The sequence below is a fragment of the Aquamicrobium terrae genome (genome assembly GCF_040545735.1).
Lineage (GTDB): Bacteria > Pseudomonadota > Alphaproteobacteria > Rhizobiales > Rhizobiaceae > Mesorhizobium > Mesorhizobium terrae_A.
In genome coordinates, this window is the sequence record NZ_JBEPML010000017.1 from 35,537 (window position 1) to 50,289 (window position 14,753).

The 14,753-nt window shown below is 67.4% G+C and carries 15 protein-coding genes; 7 read left to right on the forward strand and 8 right to left on the reverse strand.

Features of this window, described 5'->3' with window-relative positions:
* Positions 1-5: 5 nt before the first annotated feature.
* Both ABID37_RS19930 and ABID37_RS19935 read left to right on the forward strand, forming a co-directional pair.
* Complete coding sequence (locus ABID37_RS19930; RefSeq protein ID WP_354197937.1) at positions 6-1,586, forward strand: ABC transporter permease; 1,581 nt, start codon at positions 6-8, stop codon at positions 1,584-1,586.
* Positions 1,583-2,644 (forward strand): ABC transporter ATP-binding protein, encoded by a 1,062-nt coding sequence (locus tag ABID37_RS19935; protein ID WP_354197939.1) that lies wholly within the window; start codon positions 1,583-1,585, stop codon positions 2,642-2,644. The genes ABID37_RS19930 and ABID37_RS19935 overlap by 4 nt, the downstream gene beginning before the upstream one ends.
* A gap of 20 nt (positions 2,645-2,664) precedes the next feature.
* Here the strand turns inward: ABID37_RS19935 and ABID37_RS19940 are convergent, their stop codons facing one another.
* Positions 2,665-3,891, reverse strand: coding sequence for an argininosuccinate synthase (locus ABID37_RS19940; RefSeq protein ID WP_354197941.1), 1,227 nt, complete (start codon positions 3,889-3,891; stop codon positions 2,665-2,667).
* 250 nt (positions 3,892-4,141) lie between these two features.
* Here ABID37_RS19940 and ABID37_RS19945 point away from each other — a divergent pair, with 250 nt between their 5' ends.
* Both ABID37_RS19945 and ABID37_RS19950 read left to right on the forward strand, forming a co-directional pair.
* Complete coding sequence (locus ABID37_RS19945; protein ID WP_354197943.1) at positions 4,142-5,407, forward strand: Glu/Leu/Phe/Val family dehydrogenase; 1,266 nt, start codon at positions 4,142-4,144, stop codon at positions 5,405-5,407.
* A gap of 91 nt (positions 5,408-5,498) precedes the next feature.
* On the forward strand, positions 5,499-6,140 hold the full coding sequence (locus ABID37_RS19950; RefSeq protein ID WP_354197945.1) for a LysE family translocator: 642 nt from the start codon (positions 5,499-5,501) through the stop codon (positions 6,138-6,140).
* On the opposite strand, the gene ABID37_RS19955 is transcribed toward ABID37_RS19950, so the two are convergent.
* The 5 genes from ABID37_RS19955 to ABID37_RS19975 form a co-directional block, all read right to left on the reverse strand.
* Positions 6,112-6,600: a hypothetical protein gene (locus tag ABID37_RS19955; protein ID WP_354197947.1), complete on the reverse strand. Its 489-nt coding sequence runs from the start codon at positions 6,598-6,600 to the stop codon at positions 6,112-6,114. The two genes, ABID37_RS19950 and ABID37_RS19955, sit on opposite strands and share 29 nt — an antisense overlap.
* On the reverse strand, positions 6,597-7,829 hold the full coding sequence (gene rlmN, locus ABID37_RS19960) for a dual-specificity RNA methyltransferase RlmN (RefSeq protein WP_354197949.1): 1,233 nt from the start codon (positions 7,827-7,829) through the stop codon (positions 6,597-6,599). The genes ABID37_RS19955 and rlmN overlap by 4 nt, the downstream gene beginning before the upstream one ends.
* A gap of 158 nt (positions 7,830-7,987) precedes the next feature.
* On the reverse strand, positions 7,988-8,491 hold the full coding sequence (locus tag ABID37_RS19965; RefSeq protein WP_354197950.1) for an invasion associated locus B family protein: 504 nt from the start codon (positions 8,489-8,491) through the stop codon (positions 7,988-7,990).
* Between the two features lie 283 nt (positions 8,492-8,774).
* A complete protein-coding gene (locus ABID37_RS19970; protein WP_354197952.1) occupies positions 8,775-9,137 on the reverse strand; it encodes a YkvA family protein in 363 nt (120 codons plus the stop codon).
* A 91-nt stretch (positions 9,138-9,228) separates the two neighbouring features.
* On the reverse strand, positions 9,229-9,525 hold the full coding sequence (locus ABID37_RS19975; RefSeq protein WP_354197954.1) for a 4a-hydroxytetrahydrobiopterin dehydratase: 297 nt from the start codon (positions 9,523-9,525) through the stop codon (positions 9,229-9,231).
* A gap of 106 nt (positions 9,526-9,631) precedes the next feature.
* On the opposite strand from ABID37_RS19975, the gene ABID37_RS19980 reads away from it, so the two are divergent.
* Complete coding sequence (locus ABID37_RS19980) at positions 9,632-10,126, forward strand: low molecular weight protein-tyrosine-phosphatase (RefSeq protein ID WP_354197956.1); 495 nt, start codon at positions 9,632-9,634, stop codon at positions 10,124-10,126.
* On the opposite strand, the gene thpR is transcribed toward ABID37_RS19980, so the two are convergent.
* Entirely contained in the window at positions 10,072-10,668 is a 597-nt protein-coding gene (thpR, locus tag ABID37_RS19985) for an RNA 2',3'-cyclic phosphodiesterase (protein WP_354197958.1), read from the reverse strand. The two genes, ABID37_RS19980 and thpR, sit on opposite strands and share 55 nt — an antisense overlap.
* 117 nt (positions 10,669-10,785) lie before the next feature.
* Complete coding sequence (locus tag ABID37_RS19990; RefSeq protein WP_435521603.1) at positions 10,786-11,442, reverse strand: arylesterase; 657 nt, start codon at positions 11,440-11,442, stop codon at positions 10,786-10,788.
* Positions 11,443-11,506: 64 nt separating this feature from the next.
* Between ABID37_RS19990 and ABID37_RS19995 the strand changes: the two genes are divergently transcribed.
* Entirely contained in the window at positions 11,507-12,202 is a 696-nt protein-coding gene (locus tag ABID37_RS19995; protein WP_354197962.1) for an ABC transporter ATP-binding protein, read from the forward strand.
* Complete coding sequence (locus ABID37_RS20000) at positions 12,199-14,751, forward strand: ABC transporter permease (RefSeq protein ID WP_354197964.1); 2,553 nt, start codon at positions 12,199-12,201, stop codon at positions 14,749-14,751. Before ABID37_RS19995 ends, ABID37_RS20000 begins: the two co-directional genes overlap by 4 nt.
* Positions 14,752-14,753 lie beyond the last annotated feature (2 nt).

The window sequence follows — 14,753 nt, forward strand, 5'->3', positions numbered from 1 at the left end:
CCCTCATGCAGGCGTCCGCCGACAGCACCCTGATTGCCGCGTCGGCATCGAGCCGGCAGAGTGCGGCCCCATTGCGCCTGTCATGGATCGGGCTCGCCGCCGTGCTGGTGACGCTGCTGGCGCTCATTCCGCTTGGCTTCATCCTGTGGGTCACGGTGCAGACCGGCTGGGAAACCGCCGCCGCCCTCATCTTCCGCCCGCGCGTCGGCGAGCTTCTGGTCAACACGCTGCTGCTCGAGGTGCTGGCCGTGCCCGCCTGCGCGGCACTTTCGGTGGCGCTCGCCTGGCTGACCGAGCGCAGCGACCTGCCCGGCGCGCGCCTGTGGGCGTGGCTGTGCGTCGCGCCTCTGGCCGTGCCGGCCTTCATCCATTCCTATGCCTGGGTCACCATCGTGCCCGGCCTCAACGGTCTTGGCGCCGGCGTGCTGGTGTCGGTGCTGGCCTACTTCCCGTTCCTCTACCTGCCGGTTTCGGCGGCACTTCGCCGCCTCGATCCGGCGCTGGAGGATGCGGCGGCGGCCCTCGGCCACGGCCCATGGAGCGTGTTCTTCCGCGTCGTGCTGCCCCAGCTCCGACTGGCGCTGTGCGGCGGGGCGCTGCTGGTCGGCCTGCACCTGCTTGCCGAATACGGGCTCTTCGTCTTCGTGCGCTTCGACACCTTCACCACCGCCATCGTCGACCAGTTCCAGTCCACCTTCAACGGACCCGCCGCCAACATGCTGGCCGGCGTGCTGATCGCCTGCTGCTTCGCGCTGCTGGCGCTGGAGATGCTGGCGCGCGGCGACGAGCGCTATGCCCGCGTCGGCTCCGGCGCGGCCCGCCGCCTTGTACCGGCCAGCCTCGGCCGCGCCACCTGGCCCTGCCTGCTGCTCTTCGCACTGGTCACGCTTCTGTCGCTCGGCGTGCCCTTCTACACCATCGCCCGCTGGCTGTGGGCCGGCGGCCTTCAGGTGTGGCGCCTGGACGAGATAAGTGCAGCGCTCGGCCACACCACGGTGCTGGCGCTCGGCGGCGCGCTGCTCGCCACGCTCGCCGCCATCCCCATGGCATGGCTGTCGATCCGCGCGCCCGGCCGCCTGCAACGCGTTCTCGAAGGCTGCAACTACATGGTCGGCGCGCTGCCGGGCGTGGTCGTGGCGCTGGCACTGGTCACGCTCACGGTGCGCTATCTGCTGCCGCTCTACCAGACCCTCGCCACCATCCTCGTCGCCTATATGCTGATGTTCCTGCCGCGCGCCATCATCAGCCTGCGCGCCTCCATCGCCCAGGCCCCGGTCGAGCTGGAGCAGGCGGCGATGAACCTCGGCCGCAAGCCGCTCGACGCGCTGTGGTCCACCACCATCCGCCTGTCCGCGCCCGGCGCCGCCGCCGGCATGGCGCTGGTGGCGCTCGGCATCCTCAACGAGCTCACCGCCACCCAGATGCTGGCGCCAAACGGCACCCGCACGCTGGCGCTCGCCTTCTGGGCCTATAGCGGCGAGATCGACTATGCGGCCGCCGCCCCCTATGCGCTGATCATGGTCGCGGCCTCGCTGCCGCTGACATGGCTGCTTTACGTGCAATCGAAGAAGATGGCCGGACAATGAGCTTTCTGGAACTTTCCGGCCTGCGCAAGAGCTACGGGCCCGTCGGCGCCCGGGTGGCCGCAGTGGACGGCGTCGACCTTGCCGTCGCCTCCGGCGGCCGCACGGCCATCGTCGGCCCTTCCGGCTGCGGCAAGACCACGTTGCTGCGCCTCATCGCCGGCTTCGAGCGGCCTGATGCGGGCAGCATCGAGCTGGACGGCACAAGGCTTGCCGGGCCAGATGCCTTCGTGCCCGCTTACCGGCGCCCCATCGGCCTCGTCGCGCAGGATGGCGCGCTGTTCCCGCATCTGTCCATCGCCGCCAATATCGGCTTCGGCATCGCCCGCGACGCGCCGGACCGGCAGGCGCGGATCGCGGAACTCGTCCGGCTGGTGGGCCTCGACGAGGCTTTCCTGCAACGCCGTCCGCACCAGCTTTCCGGCGGCCAGCAGCAGCGCGTGGCGCTGGCGCGGGCGCTGGCCCGCAAGCCGCGCCTGATGCTGCTCGACGAGCCGTTCTCGGCGCTCGACACGGGCCTGCGCGCCTCCATGCGCAAGGCGGTCGCCGGCGTGCTGGAAGCGGCCGGCGTCACCACCATCCTCGTCACCCACGACCAGGCCGAGGCGCTGTCTTTCGCCGATCAGGTGGCGGTGATGCGCGCCGGCTCCCTCATCCAGGCGGGCACGCCGCGCGACCTTTACCTCAGGCCTCGCAACCGCATGGTGGCGGAATTCCTCGGGGAGGCGATCATCCTGCCGGCCCGCATCGAGGACGGCCGTGCCCATTGCCTGCTGGGCGTGGTTCCCGTCGACAGCACCGTACGGCATGAGGCGGCCGAAATCCTGCTGCGGCCGGAACAGATCGGGCTCGAAGCCGGCGCCGCGGCCCCGGCGGGCGGCGTGGATGTTGTCGTAACGGACTCGGAGTTCAGCGGGCCGACATGCACGCTCTCCGTGCGGGTCGCCAATGGCGCGGGCGAGGCCGGCGCGCTTGTCCTGCGCCGTGCCGCGGCCGGCGCGCCGGAGGTGGGCACGAGCGCCCGCCTCACGGTCAGCGGCAGCGCGCACCTGCTCGATTGATGCGCGCCACCTGAAAGGCCTTACCGCGTGTTGCGGCTGCGCGCCGCCAGCGTACGCAGGCGCAGCGCGTTGAGGCGGATGAAGCCCTCGGCGTCCTTCTGGTCGTAGGCGCCGCGGTCGTCCTCGAAGGTCACCAGATCGTCGCGGTAGAGCGACTTTGCCGACTTGCGGCCGGTGACGATGACGTTGCCCTTGTAGAGCTTCAGCCGCACCGTGCCCTCGACCTCTTCCTGGCTCTTGTCGATCAGCGCCTGCAGCATCTCGCGCTCGGGCGAATACCAGAAGCCGTTGTAGATCAACTCGGCATAGCGCGGCATCAGCTCGTCCTTGAGATGACCGGCGCCACGATCCAGCGTGATCGACTCGATGGCGCGGTGCGCGGCGAGCAGGATGGTGCCGCCGGGGGTCTCGTAGACGCCGCGGCTCTTCATGCCGACGAAGCGGTTCTCGACCAGGTCGATGCGGCCGATGCCGTTGTCGCGGCCGAGATCGTTGAGGGCGGCGAGCAGCGAGGCCGGCGACAGCTTCTTGCCGTTCAGCGCCACCGCGTCGCCCTTGAGGAACTCGATCTCGATCTCGGTCGCCGCATCGGGCGCGTCGAACGGCGAGACGGACCGCTGGTGCACATATTCCGGCGGCTCGCTCCACGGGTCTTCCAGCACCTTGCCTTCCGAGGACGAGTGCAGGAGGTTGGCGTCGACCGAGAACGGCGCCTCGCCCTGCTTGTCCTTCGGCACCGGAATCTGGTGCTTTTCGGCGAACTCGATGAGGTCGGTGCGCGACTTGAACGACCAGTCGCGCCACGGCGCGATCACCTTGATGTCGGGGTTGAGCGCATAGGCGGAAAGCTCGAAGCGCACCTGGTCGTTGCCCTTGCCGGTCGCGCCGTGGGCGATGGCGTCGGCGCCGGTTTCCTCGGCGATCGCGACCAGATGCTTGGAGATCAGCGGCCGGGCGATCGAGGTGCCGAGCAGATAGGTGCCTTCATAGAGGGCGTTGGCGCGGAACATCGGGAACACGAAGTCCTTCACGAACTCCTCGCGCAGGTCCATGATGCGGATGTCCTTGATGCCCAGCATCTCCGCCTTCTGGCGCGCCGGCTCCAGCTCGCCGCCCTGGCCGAGATCGGCGGTGAAGGTGACGACCTCCGCTCCCAGCTCGGTCTGCAGCCATTTCAGGATGATGGAGGTGTCGAGGCCGCCCGAATAGGCGAGCACGACCTTCTTGACGTCTTTCAGCTTGGACATGGGCGTTTCCGGTGTTCGTTCTAAGGGAGCGCGAGGCGCGAAACTGCGTGCGCACTCATAGCAGGAAAGCAGCGCCGGACAAGCGCCCGCACTCCTAGCCGATGGCGGATGGCTTTGCCCGGCCGTGCAAAAATGACGCAAAGAGGAGGCGTTCTGAAACCTTTTCTTGTGAAACCCGTCAATTTCGTGCATTTCAGGCGCCGCGACCGGCAGGCCGCTTCTCAACCACCCGAACTGACAGGATTTCATGATGCCGGAAGACAGCCCTCTCGATAGCGCCCTTATCCGTCTCGACGAAGCCGCTAGGCACCTGAACGTCGACGCCGATGTCATCGAGAAGCTGAAATATCCGCGCGAAACCACCAAAGTGCGCCTGATGATCCGCATGGACGACGGCTCGCGAAAATCGTTCCTGGCTTGGCGATGCCGCTATGACGACACCCGCGGCCCGACCAAGGGCGGCATCCGCTTCCATCCCGACGCCACGGCCGAAGAGGTCGAGATGCTGGCCTTCTGGATGACCTTCAAATGCGCCGTGATGAACCTGCCCTATGGCGGCGGCAAGGGCGCCGTTCAGGTCGATCCGCGCCAGCTTTCCAAGGCCGAGCTGGAGCGCCTGTCGCGCTCCTACATCCAGGCCTTCTCGCGCATCATCGGCCCGGACCGCGACATTCCCGCCCCGGACGTCTACACCAATTCGATGATCATGGGCTGGATGGCCGACGAGTACAGCCAGATCGTCGGCGAAGGCTCGCCCGCCGTCATCACCGGCAAGCCGCTGGCGCTCGGCGGCTCGGTCGGCCGCGGCGATGCCACCGCCCGCGGCGGCTACTATCTGGTGCGCCACCTGGCCAAGGAGCTCGGCCTTTCCGGCAAGCTGCGCATCGCCATCCAGGGCTTCGGCAATGCCGGCCAGCACATCGCCTCGCTGCTCGCCGGTGATGGCCACAGCATCGTGGCGGTTTCCGACTCCGGCGGCGCCGTCTATGCACCGGACGGCCTCGACCTCGACACCCTGGTCGCCACCAAGAACAACAACCAGTCGGTCGTCCACACGGCCGGCCAGAACGGCCATCAGGCGATCGCCGCCGACGAGCTGGTGGGCGTCGACTGCGACGTGCTGGTGCCGGCCGCGCTGGAAAACATGATCCACAAGCACAACGCCCATACGGTGAAGGCGCGCCTGGTGCTGGAGCTCGCCAACGGCCCGGTGACCCCGGAAGCCGACGAGATCCTGGCCGAGCGCAATGTCGTGGTCCTGCCCGACATTCTCGCCAATGCCGGCGGCGTCACCGTCTCCTATTTCGAATGGGTGCAGAACAAGCAGGGCTATTACTGGGAGCTGGGCGAGATCCACACCAAGCTGCGCTCCATCATGGAGCGCGAGGGCCGGGCGATCTGGGAGCTGTCGGTGTCCCGCGGCGTCACGCCGCGCACGGCCGCCTATGTCCATGCGCTGAGCCGCCTGGCCGAGGCCATCGAGGCCCACGGCACCCAGAGCTATTTCGACAGCTGATCCACTCGAACCGGGAAACCGGATGGGCTATAAGGGGGCGCCGCACGATGCGGCGCCCTTTTCTTTTCATGCTCCGTCGCCAGGTTCGCCCATGCCGTTCATCCCCGACGCCACCGTGCTCGTCCAGTTCGCCATCGCCACCGTGGTCCTGGCGATAACGCCGGGGCCGGACATGACCCTGTTCGTCGGGCGGGCCCTGTCGCAGGGCAAGGCGGCGGGCTTCGCCTGCATGCTGGGCGCCATGACCGGCATCGTCTTCCACACCGCGCTGGTGGCGCTCGGCCTGTCGGCCCTGATCGTCGCCTCGCCGCAGGCCTTCCTCGCGCTCAAGATCGGCGGCGCGCTCTATCTGGTCTGGCTGGCCTTCCAGGCGATCCGCCACGGCTCCGCCTTCTCGCCGGAAACCGGCGGCCGGGCGCCCCGTTCACTGGCCCGCAACTGGGCGACGGGGCTCGGCATCAACCTGCTCAACCCGAAGATCATCCTGTTCTTCATGACCTTCCTGCCGCAGTTCGTCTCCGCGCATGATGCGCATGCGCCCGGCAAGCTGTTCTTCCTCGGCCTGATGTTCATCGTGCTGTCGCTGCCCTTCACCGCATCCATGGTGATCGCCGCCGACCGCTTCGCCGCCCTGCTCAAGGGCAGCCCGCGCCTGACGAGGGTGACCGACTATCTGTTCGCGGGCGTGTTCTCGGCCTTCGCGCTCAAGATCCTGACGACCCAGGCGAAGTAGGCGGCAGTTCGCCGGCGCCGCCGCGCCATCTGCGCGCCCATTGGCCGGCAACCAGCCAGTAGGCCAGCCCGCCGACAACGCCCGCGCCGATCATCGCCAGCAGCACGGCCGTGTCGCCGAATCCGGCGCCGGGCTCTGCCCCACGGTAGAACAGCCCGGTGAAAGCCAGCGCAACGAAGCCGCCGGCCAGCGCATAGAACAGCCAGTCGCGCTTGCCGAGGAACTCCGCAACGGCGATGGCGACGACGGCCGGCCAGAAGTTGAGGTGGGCGACGAACAGCGCCAGCAGCGGCACCGACACCATCATGCCGGTGGTGAAGGCCGGCAGGGCCTCCTCTTCCGCCAGGCCCGACCAGCCGAGAAACAGCACATGGATGAAGGCGCTGGCGGCGAGGCAGGCGGCGGCATAGCCGGCCAGCACGACGGCGAAGCGCAGCAGGACGGCGAGGACACCGCTCAAGCCTCGCCGTGCCCGGCGATCATCATCGCCTCCAGCGCCAGCCGCTCGCTCTTGCGCAAGCGCTCCGATTCCGACTTGAGCTGGCCGCAGGCGGCGAGGATGTCGCGCCCGCGCGGCGTGCGGATCGGCGAGGCGTAGCCGGCATTGTTGATGTAGTCGGCGAACTTCTCGATCGTCTCCCAGTCCGAGCACTGGTAGTTGGTGCCGGGCCAGGGATTGAACGGGATCAGGTTGATCTTGGCCGGTACGCCCTTGAGCAGCTTCACCAGCGCCCGTGCGTCGTCGAGGCTGTCGTTGACGTCCTTGAGCATCACATATTCGAAGGTGATGCGGCGTGCATTGGACAGGCCCGGATATTCGCGGCACGCCTTGATGAGCTGTTCGAGCGGGTACTTCTTGTTGATCGGGACCAAAAGGTCGCGCAGATCGTCATTGGTGGCATGCAGCGAGATCGCCAGCATGACGCCGATCTCCTCGCCGGTGCGGTAGATTTCCGGCACCACGCCGGAGGTGGAAAGCGTGATGCGGCGCTTCGACAGCGACAGCCCGTCGCCGTCGGAGGCGATCAGCAGTGCCTTCTTCACCGCCTCGAAATTGTAGAGCGGCTCGCCCATGCCCATCATGACGATGTTGGAGACCTTGCGCCCTTCCGCCGGCACGATGGCGCCCGCCGGCGTGTCGGTGTCGGGGAAGTCGCCCAGCCGGTCGCGCGCGGTCAGCAACTGCGCCAGGATTTCCTCCGACGTCAGGTTGCGCACCAGCTTCTGCGTGCCGGTGTGGCAGAAGGAGCAGGTCAGCGTGCAGCCGACCTGGCTGGAAATGCACAGCGTGCCGCGCCCCTCTTCCGGGATATAGACGGTCTCGATCTCGACCGGCCGGCCGGCCCCGCGCGGCGGGAAGCGGAACAGCCATTTGCGGGTGCCGTCATTGGAGATCTGCTCCTCGACGACTTCCGGACGCGCAACGGTGAAGGCGCGGTCGAGCGCCGCCCGCAGTTCCTTCGAGATGTTGAACATCTGGGCGAAATCGGAGACGCCGCGCACATAGAGCCAGTGCCAGAGTTGGCTGACGCGCATCTTGGCCTGCTTTTGCGGCACGATGCCGGCCCCGACCAGCGCCTCGGCCATCTCCTCGCGCGTCAGGCCGATCAGCGTCGGCTTCTCCGGCGCGGGAGAAGCACGCAGCGCATCGCGGGCGCCGGCGGATGTGAGGTCGAGTGAAAGGCTCATGGCTGGCCCAATATAGGAGGTTTGCGGCCGATTTCAGCAGCGGATTTCGGCGAAGGGCGCCGCATAGCACAAGCCGGCGCCGAAGTCATGTGCTCCGACCCGGAAACGCAGAAGGCCGGACCCGAGGGCCCGGCCTTCGCTTACCTGATGCGGCACCCCTATTTGCAGTTCGAGATCGAACTGAGCGCGGCGGTGATGCCCTTCAGCGAGAATACATAGCTGGTGGCGTTGCCGCGGCCGGACTTGGCCTGCACCTTCATGTCGGCGCCGCCACGCATCGCCGCGATAAGCTGCGGCTCGTCGGCCGCGTTCTCGACCCAGGCCGACTTGCCGCGCGTGAACATGGTGAAGGACTTGTCGCCGACGGAGACCGTCACCTTGGAATTCGCCTGGAAATCATAGCCGGCGATGAACTGCGGCTCGTAGCTCACCTGCTGGCCCGGACGCTGGCTGACGAAGAAGAACATGTCGCCATGGTTGAGGCTGGGCGGCTGCTTGTCGGTGGGAACGGTCAGCACATAGCACACCTTGCCGCCGGAAGCCTGGTAGCTGTAGGTGCCCCAAGCATTGTGCTGGCCGATCTTGGTCGCCTGCTGGGCCAGGACCGGCGAGGCGGTGGCGAGCATGATCAGACCAGAAACTGTAGCTATCAATCGGCGCATTGTAATTCCCATATTCCAAAGGGTGTGGGAGCAGGCCGGCGTCTCGTCCTGCCCGATCCATTCAATTTGATTTAATCTGGGTTACCAAAGCGTGAAGACCGCCAAAGAAAAGCACTTCCGCCATAGCTAACCGCCGCCATCTCCGCGCGTCCGCTTGCGAATTTCCCATCCGCTGGCCTCGGCACGACGTCCCTGAGCGGGACTTGGAATGGAGGAAAGAGGCAAGAATTTGACTTTTTGCCAAATCGGCACGCTTGCCGGCAACGCCGCGCGCCGGCGGCGATCAGATATCTTCGGCGAGCGCTTCTTTTGCCGCGGCCTTGTGCGCCGGCGTGATGTGGGCGCGCACGGCCGCGATGGCCGCGCTCAGCACCGCGACGTCGTCGGTGAAGCCGAAACCGAGGATGATGTCGGGGATGGCGTCCGTCGGCAGCACGAAATAGCCCAGCGCCGCGATCAGGATGCCCTTGGCCCGGAGCGGGGTGTTCCTGTCGAGCATGCAGTAATAGGCGGCCACCACGTCCTCCATGAACGGAATCTGGCGCGCGGCCCGCTTGGCTGTGCGCCAGAATTTCTCGCGCACCTCCTTTTCGCCGCCCAGCTTGTCCGCAAAGCCGAAGAGATCGAAAACGGTCCTTTCAGCCATGTATCCTTGTCTCCTTGCGCCGGCCGGCCGCCTGCCCGCCTTCGGGCATCATGTGGTGCGGCGGGTTGTCGCCTGCAAGATTTTCAGCGCCTCAGCCGCCGAAAATCGCATCGATGCGCCGCGCCAGCACGAAATCGAGTTCGGTCAAGCCGCCGGCATCGTGCGTGGTGAGCCTGATGTCGACCGTCTTGTAGACGTTCGACCATTCGGGATGATGGTCCATCTTCTCCGCTTTCAGCGCCACCCGCGTCATGAAGGCGAAGGCCTCGGAAAAATTGCGGAAGACGAAACGCCGCTCGATCGCCTTGCCGTCATCGGTCATTTTCCAGTCGGGACGCTCCTTGAGCGCCGCTTCCAGAACATCCTGCGCCAGTTTCTCTCTTGCCATGGCTTGCTTCCATGTTATCCGCTTCGGGAAAACATAAAGCATGTCGCCCGAAAGTGGGAACCGGTTTCGGGATAACGACATGCGACGTGCTTCAGGATCCGCCGCCATGGACGCCAAACCAAAAACGGACGCCGAGCCGAAAAGCGCGATCCTGTTCGTCTGCCTCGGCAACATCTGCCGCTCGCCGCTGGCCGAGGGCGTGTTCGGCGCGGTTGTCGAGGAAAGGCGCCAGGCGCACCGCTTCGTGCTGGATTCGGCCGGCACCGGCGACTGGCATGCCGGCGAAGCGCCCGACCCGCGCTCCATCGCGGTCGCCGCCCGCTACGGCATCGACATTTCGGGCCAGTCGGCAAGGCGCGTCGCCGAGCCGGATTTCAGCCGCTTCGACCTCATCCTCGGCATGGATCGCTCCAACGTGCAGAACCTGCGGCGCATCGCACCGGCCGAGGCGCATGGCCGCATCCATCTGTACCTGGACTATGCGCTGGGAACGATGCGCGACGTTCCCGACCCCTATTGCGGCGATGCGGACGGCTTCGAAAAGGTCTACCGCATGATCCGCGAGGCATCGGAAGCGCTGTCGACGCGGCTGGCCGGATAGGTTCCGTTGCCGGCCAGCGGCCAGGCTTCCTCGACGATATAGGGTCCGCCGCCGACCGAATCGCGCGACGACATCAGCACGAAGCGGCCGACCTTGAAGGGCATGGCGGCGAAATTGCCGCGCGCCGAAAGATAGCGGGCGACATCGGCCGGATGGCCGTTGCGCAGCCTGGCCAGCGTGACATGCGGCATGAACTTGCGCGGATCGGCGCGCAGGCCGAGGCGCTGGCAGATGCGGTCGATCTCGGCCTGAAGGGCCGTCAGATCCGGCGAGGCGGCGACGCCTGCCCACACCGCATGCGGCTTCTTCTGGCCGAAGGCCCCGACGCCGGCCAGCGTCAGCGTGAAGGAAGGCCGGCGCACACGGTCCAGCGCGTCGACGATGTCGTCCGCCACATGGCCTTCGACGTCGCCGATGAAGCGCAACGTGATGTGGTAGTTCTCGACGTCGATCCAGCGGGCTCCGGGAAGGCCACCCCGCAACAGCGAGAGCGAAAGCGCGGCATCGCGCGGAATTTCGAGGGCGGTGAAAAGACGCGGCATGGCATAGCCTCCTGTCCTCGAATCAAGCTCTCACCTGTCAGCGAAACACCGATATGACGGCGGAGCAAGCTAATTGTTCCACCACGGAAATTCCGCGGGGGAAACTGTTCCTCCTCATCAACCCTGCGGCAGCGCCGCGATCGCCTTCTCCACGGTCGGCAGCATCCTGTCCACGATCGTGCGGATGCCCTCGGCGCTCGGATGCATGCCGTCTTCGCTGAGCAGGTCCTGCACGGCCGCCACCCCGTCGAGGAAGAACGGATAGAGCACCACGCCATGCTTCTGCGCCAGCCGGGGATAGAGCGACCCGAAGGCCTCGCCATAGGCATGGCCGAGATTGGGCGCGGCCAGCATGCCGGCCAGGAGCACGTCGACGCCGCGCGCCTTCAGGCGCGAGATCATCTGGTCGAGATTTTCTTCCACCAGCGCCGGGTCGATGCCGCGCAGCATGTCGTTGGCGCCGAGTTCGAGGATGACCAGATCGGTTCCATCCGGCACCGACCAGTCGAGCCGGGCAAGCCCGCCGCTGGTGGTGTCGCCGGAAACGCCGGCATTGGCCACCGCCACATCGTGGCCTTTGGCGCGCAGCGCCTCCTGCAACTGTTCGGTGAAACCCTCGCCCGGCCCCAGCCCGTAGCCGGCCATCAGGCTGTCGCCGAAACCGACGATCTGCACCGCATCCGCCCGCGCCGGAGCGGCAAGCGAAAGCGCCGCGCCTAAAAACATGATGCCCGCAAGCATGATAGGGCACAAAAACTTGTATTTGAAAGCCATGTCCTAGGCCCCATATGTGCGTGACGTTTCCTGCTGCTTCCCCTCCATATAGGACCGATCCGTTTTGACAGAAGCCGTCATCGAACTGGAAAATGTATCGCTGACGCTCGGCGAAGGCGCATCGTCGGTCCATGTGCTGAAGAACATCCACCTCACCGTCAGGCAGGGCGAGATCGCCGGCATCGTCGGCCCGTCCGGCTCCGGCAAGTCGACGCTGCTGATGGTGCTGGCCGGGCTGGAGCGTGTCGATGACGGCCGCGTGAGCATCGCCGGCGTGACGCTGAACGACAGGAGCGAGGACGAGATCGCCGCTTTCCGGGGCCGCAACATCGGCATCGTCTTCCAGTCCTTCCACCTCATTCCCAACATGACCGCGCTGGAGAACGTGGCGGTGCCGCTGGAACTGGCCGGCCATCCCGATCCCTTCAAGGTGGCCGAGCAGGAACTGGCGGCCGTGGGGCTCAGCGAGCGCCTCACCCACTATCCGGGCGAACTCTCCGGCGGCGAGCAGCAGCGCGTCGCCATCGCCCGGGCGCTTGCACCCTCCCCGCCGATCCTGATCGCCGATGAGCCGACCGGCAATCTCGACCAGGCGACGGGCAGGCAGATCACCGATCTTCTGTTTTCCAAGGCCGCGGAACGCGGCATGACGCTGGTGCTGGTCACCCACGACCCGGCGCTGGCGGCGCGCTGCTCGCGCCGCATCGCCATCCGTTCCGGCCGCATCGAGGCCGAGCCCATGCTGACGGCGACCGCATGACCAGGCCCGCCCGCCAGCTGGCTCTCGCCTTCCGCTTCGCGCTGCGCGAGATGCGCGGCGGCCTGTCCGGCTTCGCCATCTTCCTCGCCTGCATCGCGCTGGGGGTCGCGGCCATCGGCGGCGTCAATTCGGTCGCCCGCTCGATCGGCGACGGTGTCGCCGCGCAGGGCCAGCCCCTGCTTGGCGGCGACCTGCGCTTCCGCCTCAACCAGCGCGAGGCGGAGGCGCCCGAACTCGCCTTCCTGCGCGCCACCGGCGAGGTGTCGCACAGCGCCAGCATGCGCTCGATGGCCCGCCTGTCCGACGGTTCGGACCAGGCGCTGGTCGAGGTCAAGGCCGTCGACGACCCCTATCCGCTCTACGGCACGCTGGTAACCGAGCCGGCGCTCGACCGCGACGCGCTTCTGAGCGAGCGGGCCGGCAGCTTCGGCGCGGCAGCACCCGAATTGTTGTTCGAACGCCTCGGCCTGAAGGTCGGCGACCGGATCATGCTCGGCAATGCCAGCTTCGAGTTGCGCGCCGAACTGATGAGCGAGCCGGATGCCGTCTCGGAAGGCTTCGGCTTCGCGCCGCGCCTGCTGGTCTCGCTGGAGGGCCTGCGGGCTTCCGGCCTCGTCGTTGCCGGCAGCCTCGTCGAGCATTCCTACAAGCTGCGGCTGGCGCCGGGAACCGGCGACGCCCGCCTCGAACGGGTCGAGGCCGAGGCGCGCGCGGCCTTCCCCGAAGCCGGCTGGTCGATCCGCACCCGCTCCAACGCCGCGCCGGCGCTGTCGGCCAATATCGAACGCTTCTCGCAGTTCCTCACTTTGGTCGGCCTCACCTCGCTGGTGGTCGGCGGCGTCGGGGTGGCCAATGCGGTGCGCGCCTATCTCGACGGCAAGCGCGGCGTGATCGCCAGCTTCAAGAGCCTCGGCGCCTCGGGAAGCTTCGTCTTCACCGTCTATCTGGTGCAGACCATGCTGATCGCCGCGATCGGCATCGCCATCGGGCTCGTTCTGGCCGTCCTCATGCCCTTCGCCGCCTCCGGCGCATTGCAGGCGATCATCCCGGTGCCGGCCGAGGCCGGCATCTACCCGGCCGCGCTTGCGCTCGCCGCCACCTTCGGCATTCTGGTCACCCTCGCCTTCGCCGTCCTGCCGCTCGGCCGCGCCCGCGACGTGCCGGCCACCGCGCTGTTCCGCGAACTCGGCTTCGAGGGCCGGGGCCGCCCCCGCCTCGTCTATATCGCGACGGCGGCCGGCATCGCCCTGGCGCTCGGCGCGCTGGCAATCCTCACCGCGCACGACCGCCGCATCGCCGTCACCTTCGTCGGGGCCACGCTGCTGTCGTTCCTCGTGCTGCGCCTCGTGGCCTTCCTCGTGCAATGGCTGGCGCGGAAGGCGCCGCGCCTCAACTCCACGGCGCTGAGGCTGGCGGTCGGCAACATCCACCGGCCCGGCGCGCTCACCCCGTCCGTGGTGCTGGCGCTGGGGCTCGGGCTGACGCTGCTGGTCACGCTGGCACTGATCGACGGCAATCTGCGCCGCCAGATTTCCGACAGCCTGCCGGAAAAGGCGCCGAACTTCTTCTTCGTCGACATCCAGGGCGCCGATGTCGATGCCTTCTCCACGCTGGTCACGCGGGAATCGCCGCAAGGCACGCTGGTCAAGGTGCCGATGCTGCGCGGCCGCGTCATCGCCCTCAACGGCACCGACGTGCGCGATCTGGACATTCCGCCGGAAGGCGCCTGGGTGCTGCGCGGCGACCGCGGCCTCACCTATGAGGCCGAGCAGCCGCGCAACGCCTCGCTCAGCGGGGGAAGCTGGTGGCCGAAGGACTATGCGGGCGAGCCGCTGGTCTCCTTCTCGGCCCAGGAAGGCGAGGAGCTCGGCCTTGCCGTCGGCGACACGGTGACGGTCAACGTGCTCGGCCGCAACGTCACCGCCCGCATCGCCAACTTCCGGCAGGTGCAGTGGGAGACGCTCGGCATCAACTTCGTCATGGTGTTCTCGCCCAACACCTTCGCCGGCGCGCCGCATAGCTGGTTGGCGACGCTTTCCGATGGCGCGGCGACAGTGTCGGACGACGCCCGCATCCTCAACGCCGTCACCCGTGCCTTTCCGGCCGTCACCACCGTGCGCGTCAAGGACGCGCTCGACATCGTCAACCAGCTCGTCGGCGAACTGGGCACCGCGATCCGCGCCGCCGCCGCCGTGGCGCTGATCTCGTCGGTGCTGGTGCTGGCCGGGGCGCTGGCCGCTGGCAACCGCGCCCGCATCCACGACGCGGTGGTGCTGAAGACGCTCGGCGCCACCCGCCGCACGCTGATTTCCGCCTTTGCGCTGGAATACATGCTGCTCGGTCTCGCCACCGCCGTCTTCGCCCTCGCCGCCGGCGGGGTCGCGGCCTGGTATGTCGTCACCCGCATCATGACGCTGCCCTCGCAGTTCTCGGCCGAAGTCGCCCTCGCCACCACCGTGCTGGCGCTGGTGCTGACCGTCGGCATCGGGCTGATCGGCACATGGCGGGTGCTGGGCCACAAGGCAGCCCCCGTGCTGCGCAACCTGTGACG

Bases quoted from the DNA above. Each gene is read 5' to 3' on its own strand.
- ABID37_RS19930 (WP_354197937.1), top strand. From the start codon at position 6: ATGCAGGCGTCCGCCGACAGCACCCTGATTGCCGCGTCGGCATCGAGC.
- ABID37_RS19935 (WP_354197939.1), top strand. From the start codon at position 1,583: ATGAGCTTTCTGGAACTTTCCGGCCTGCGCAAGAGCTACGGGCCCGTC.
- ABID37_RS19940 (WP_354197941.1), bottom strand. From the start codon at position 3,891: ATGTCCAAGCTGAAAGACGTCAAGAAGGTCGTGCTCGCCTATTCGGGC.
- ABID37_RS19945 (WP_354197943.1), top strand. From the start codon at position 4,142: ATGCCGGAAGACAGCCCTCTCGATAGCGCCCTTATCCGTCTCGACGAA.
- ABID37_RS19950 (WP_354197945.1), top strand. From the start codon at position 5,499: ATGCCGTTCATCCCCGACGCCACCGTGCTCGTCCAGTTCGCCATCGCC.
- rlmN (WP_354197949.1), bottom strand. From the start codon at position 7,829: ATGAGCCTTTCACTCGACCTCACATCCGCCGGCGCCCGCGATGCGCTG.
- ABID37_RS19965 (WP_354197950.1), bottom strand. From the start codon at position 8,491: ATGCGCCGATTGATAGCTACAGTTTCTGGTCTGATCATGCTCGCCACC.
- ABID37_RS19970 (WP_354197952.1), bottom strand. From the start codon at position 9,137: ATGGCTGAAAGGACCGTTTTCGATCTCTTCGGCTTTGCGGACAAGCTG.
- ABID37_RS19975 (WP_354197954.1), bottom strand. From the start codon at position 9,525: ATGGCAAGAGAGAAACTGGCGCAGGATGTTCTGGAAGCGGCGCTCAAG.
- ABID37_RS19980 (WP_354197956.1), top strand. From the start codon at position 9,632: ATGGACGCCAAACCAAAAACGGACGCCGAGCCGAAAAGCGCGATCCTG.
- thpR (WP_354197958.1), bottom strand. From the start codon at position 10,668: ATGCCGCGTCTTTTCACCGCCCTCGAAATTCCGCGCGATGCCGCGCTT.
- ABID37_RS19990 (WP_435521603.1), bottom strand. From the start codon at position 11,442: ATGGCTTTCAAATACAAGTTTTTGTGCCCTATCATGCTTGCGGGCATC.
- ABID37_RS20000 (WP_354197964.1), top strand. From the start codon at position 12,199: ATGACCAGGCCCGCCCGCCAGCTGGCTCTCGCCTTCCGCTTCGCGCTG.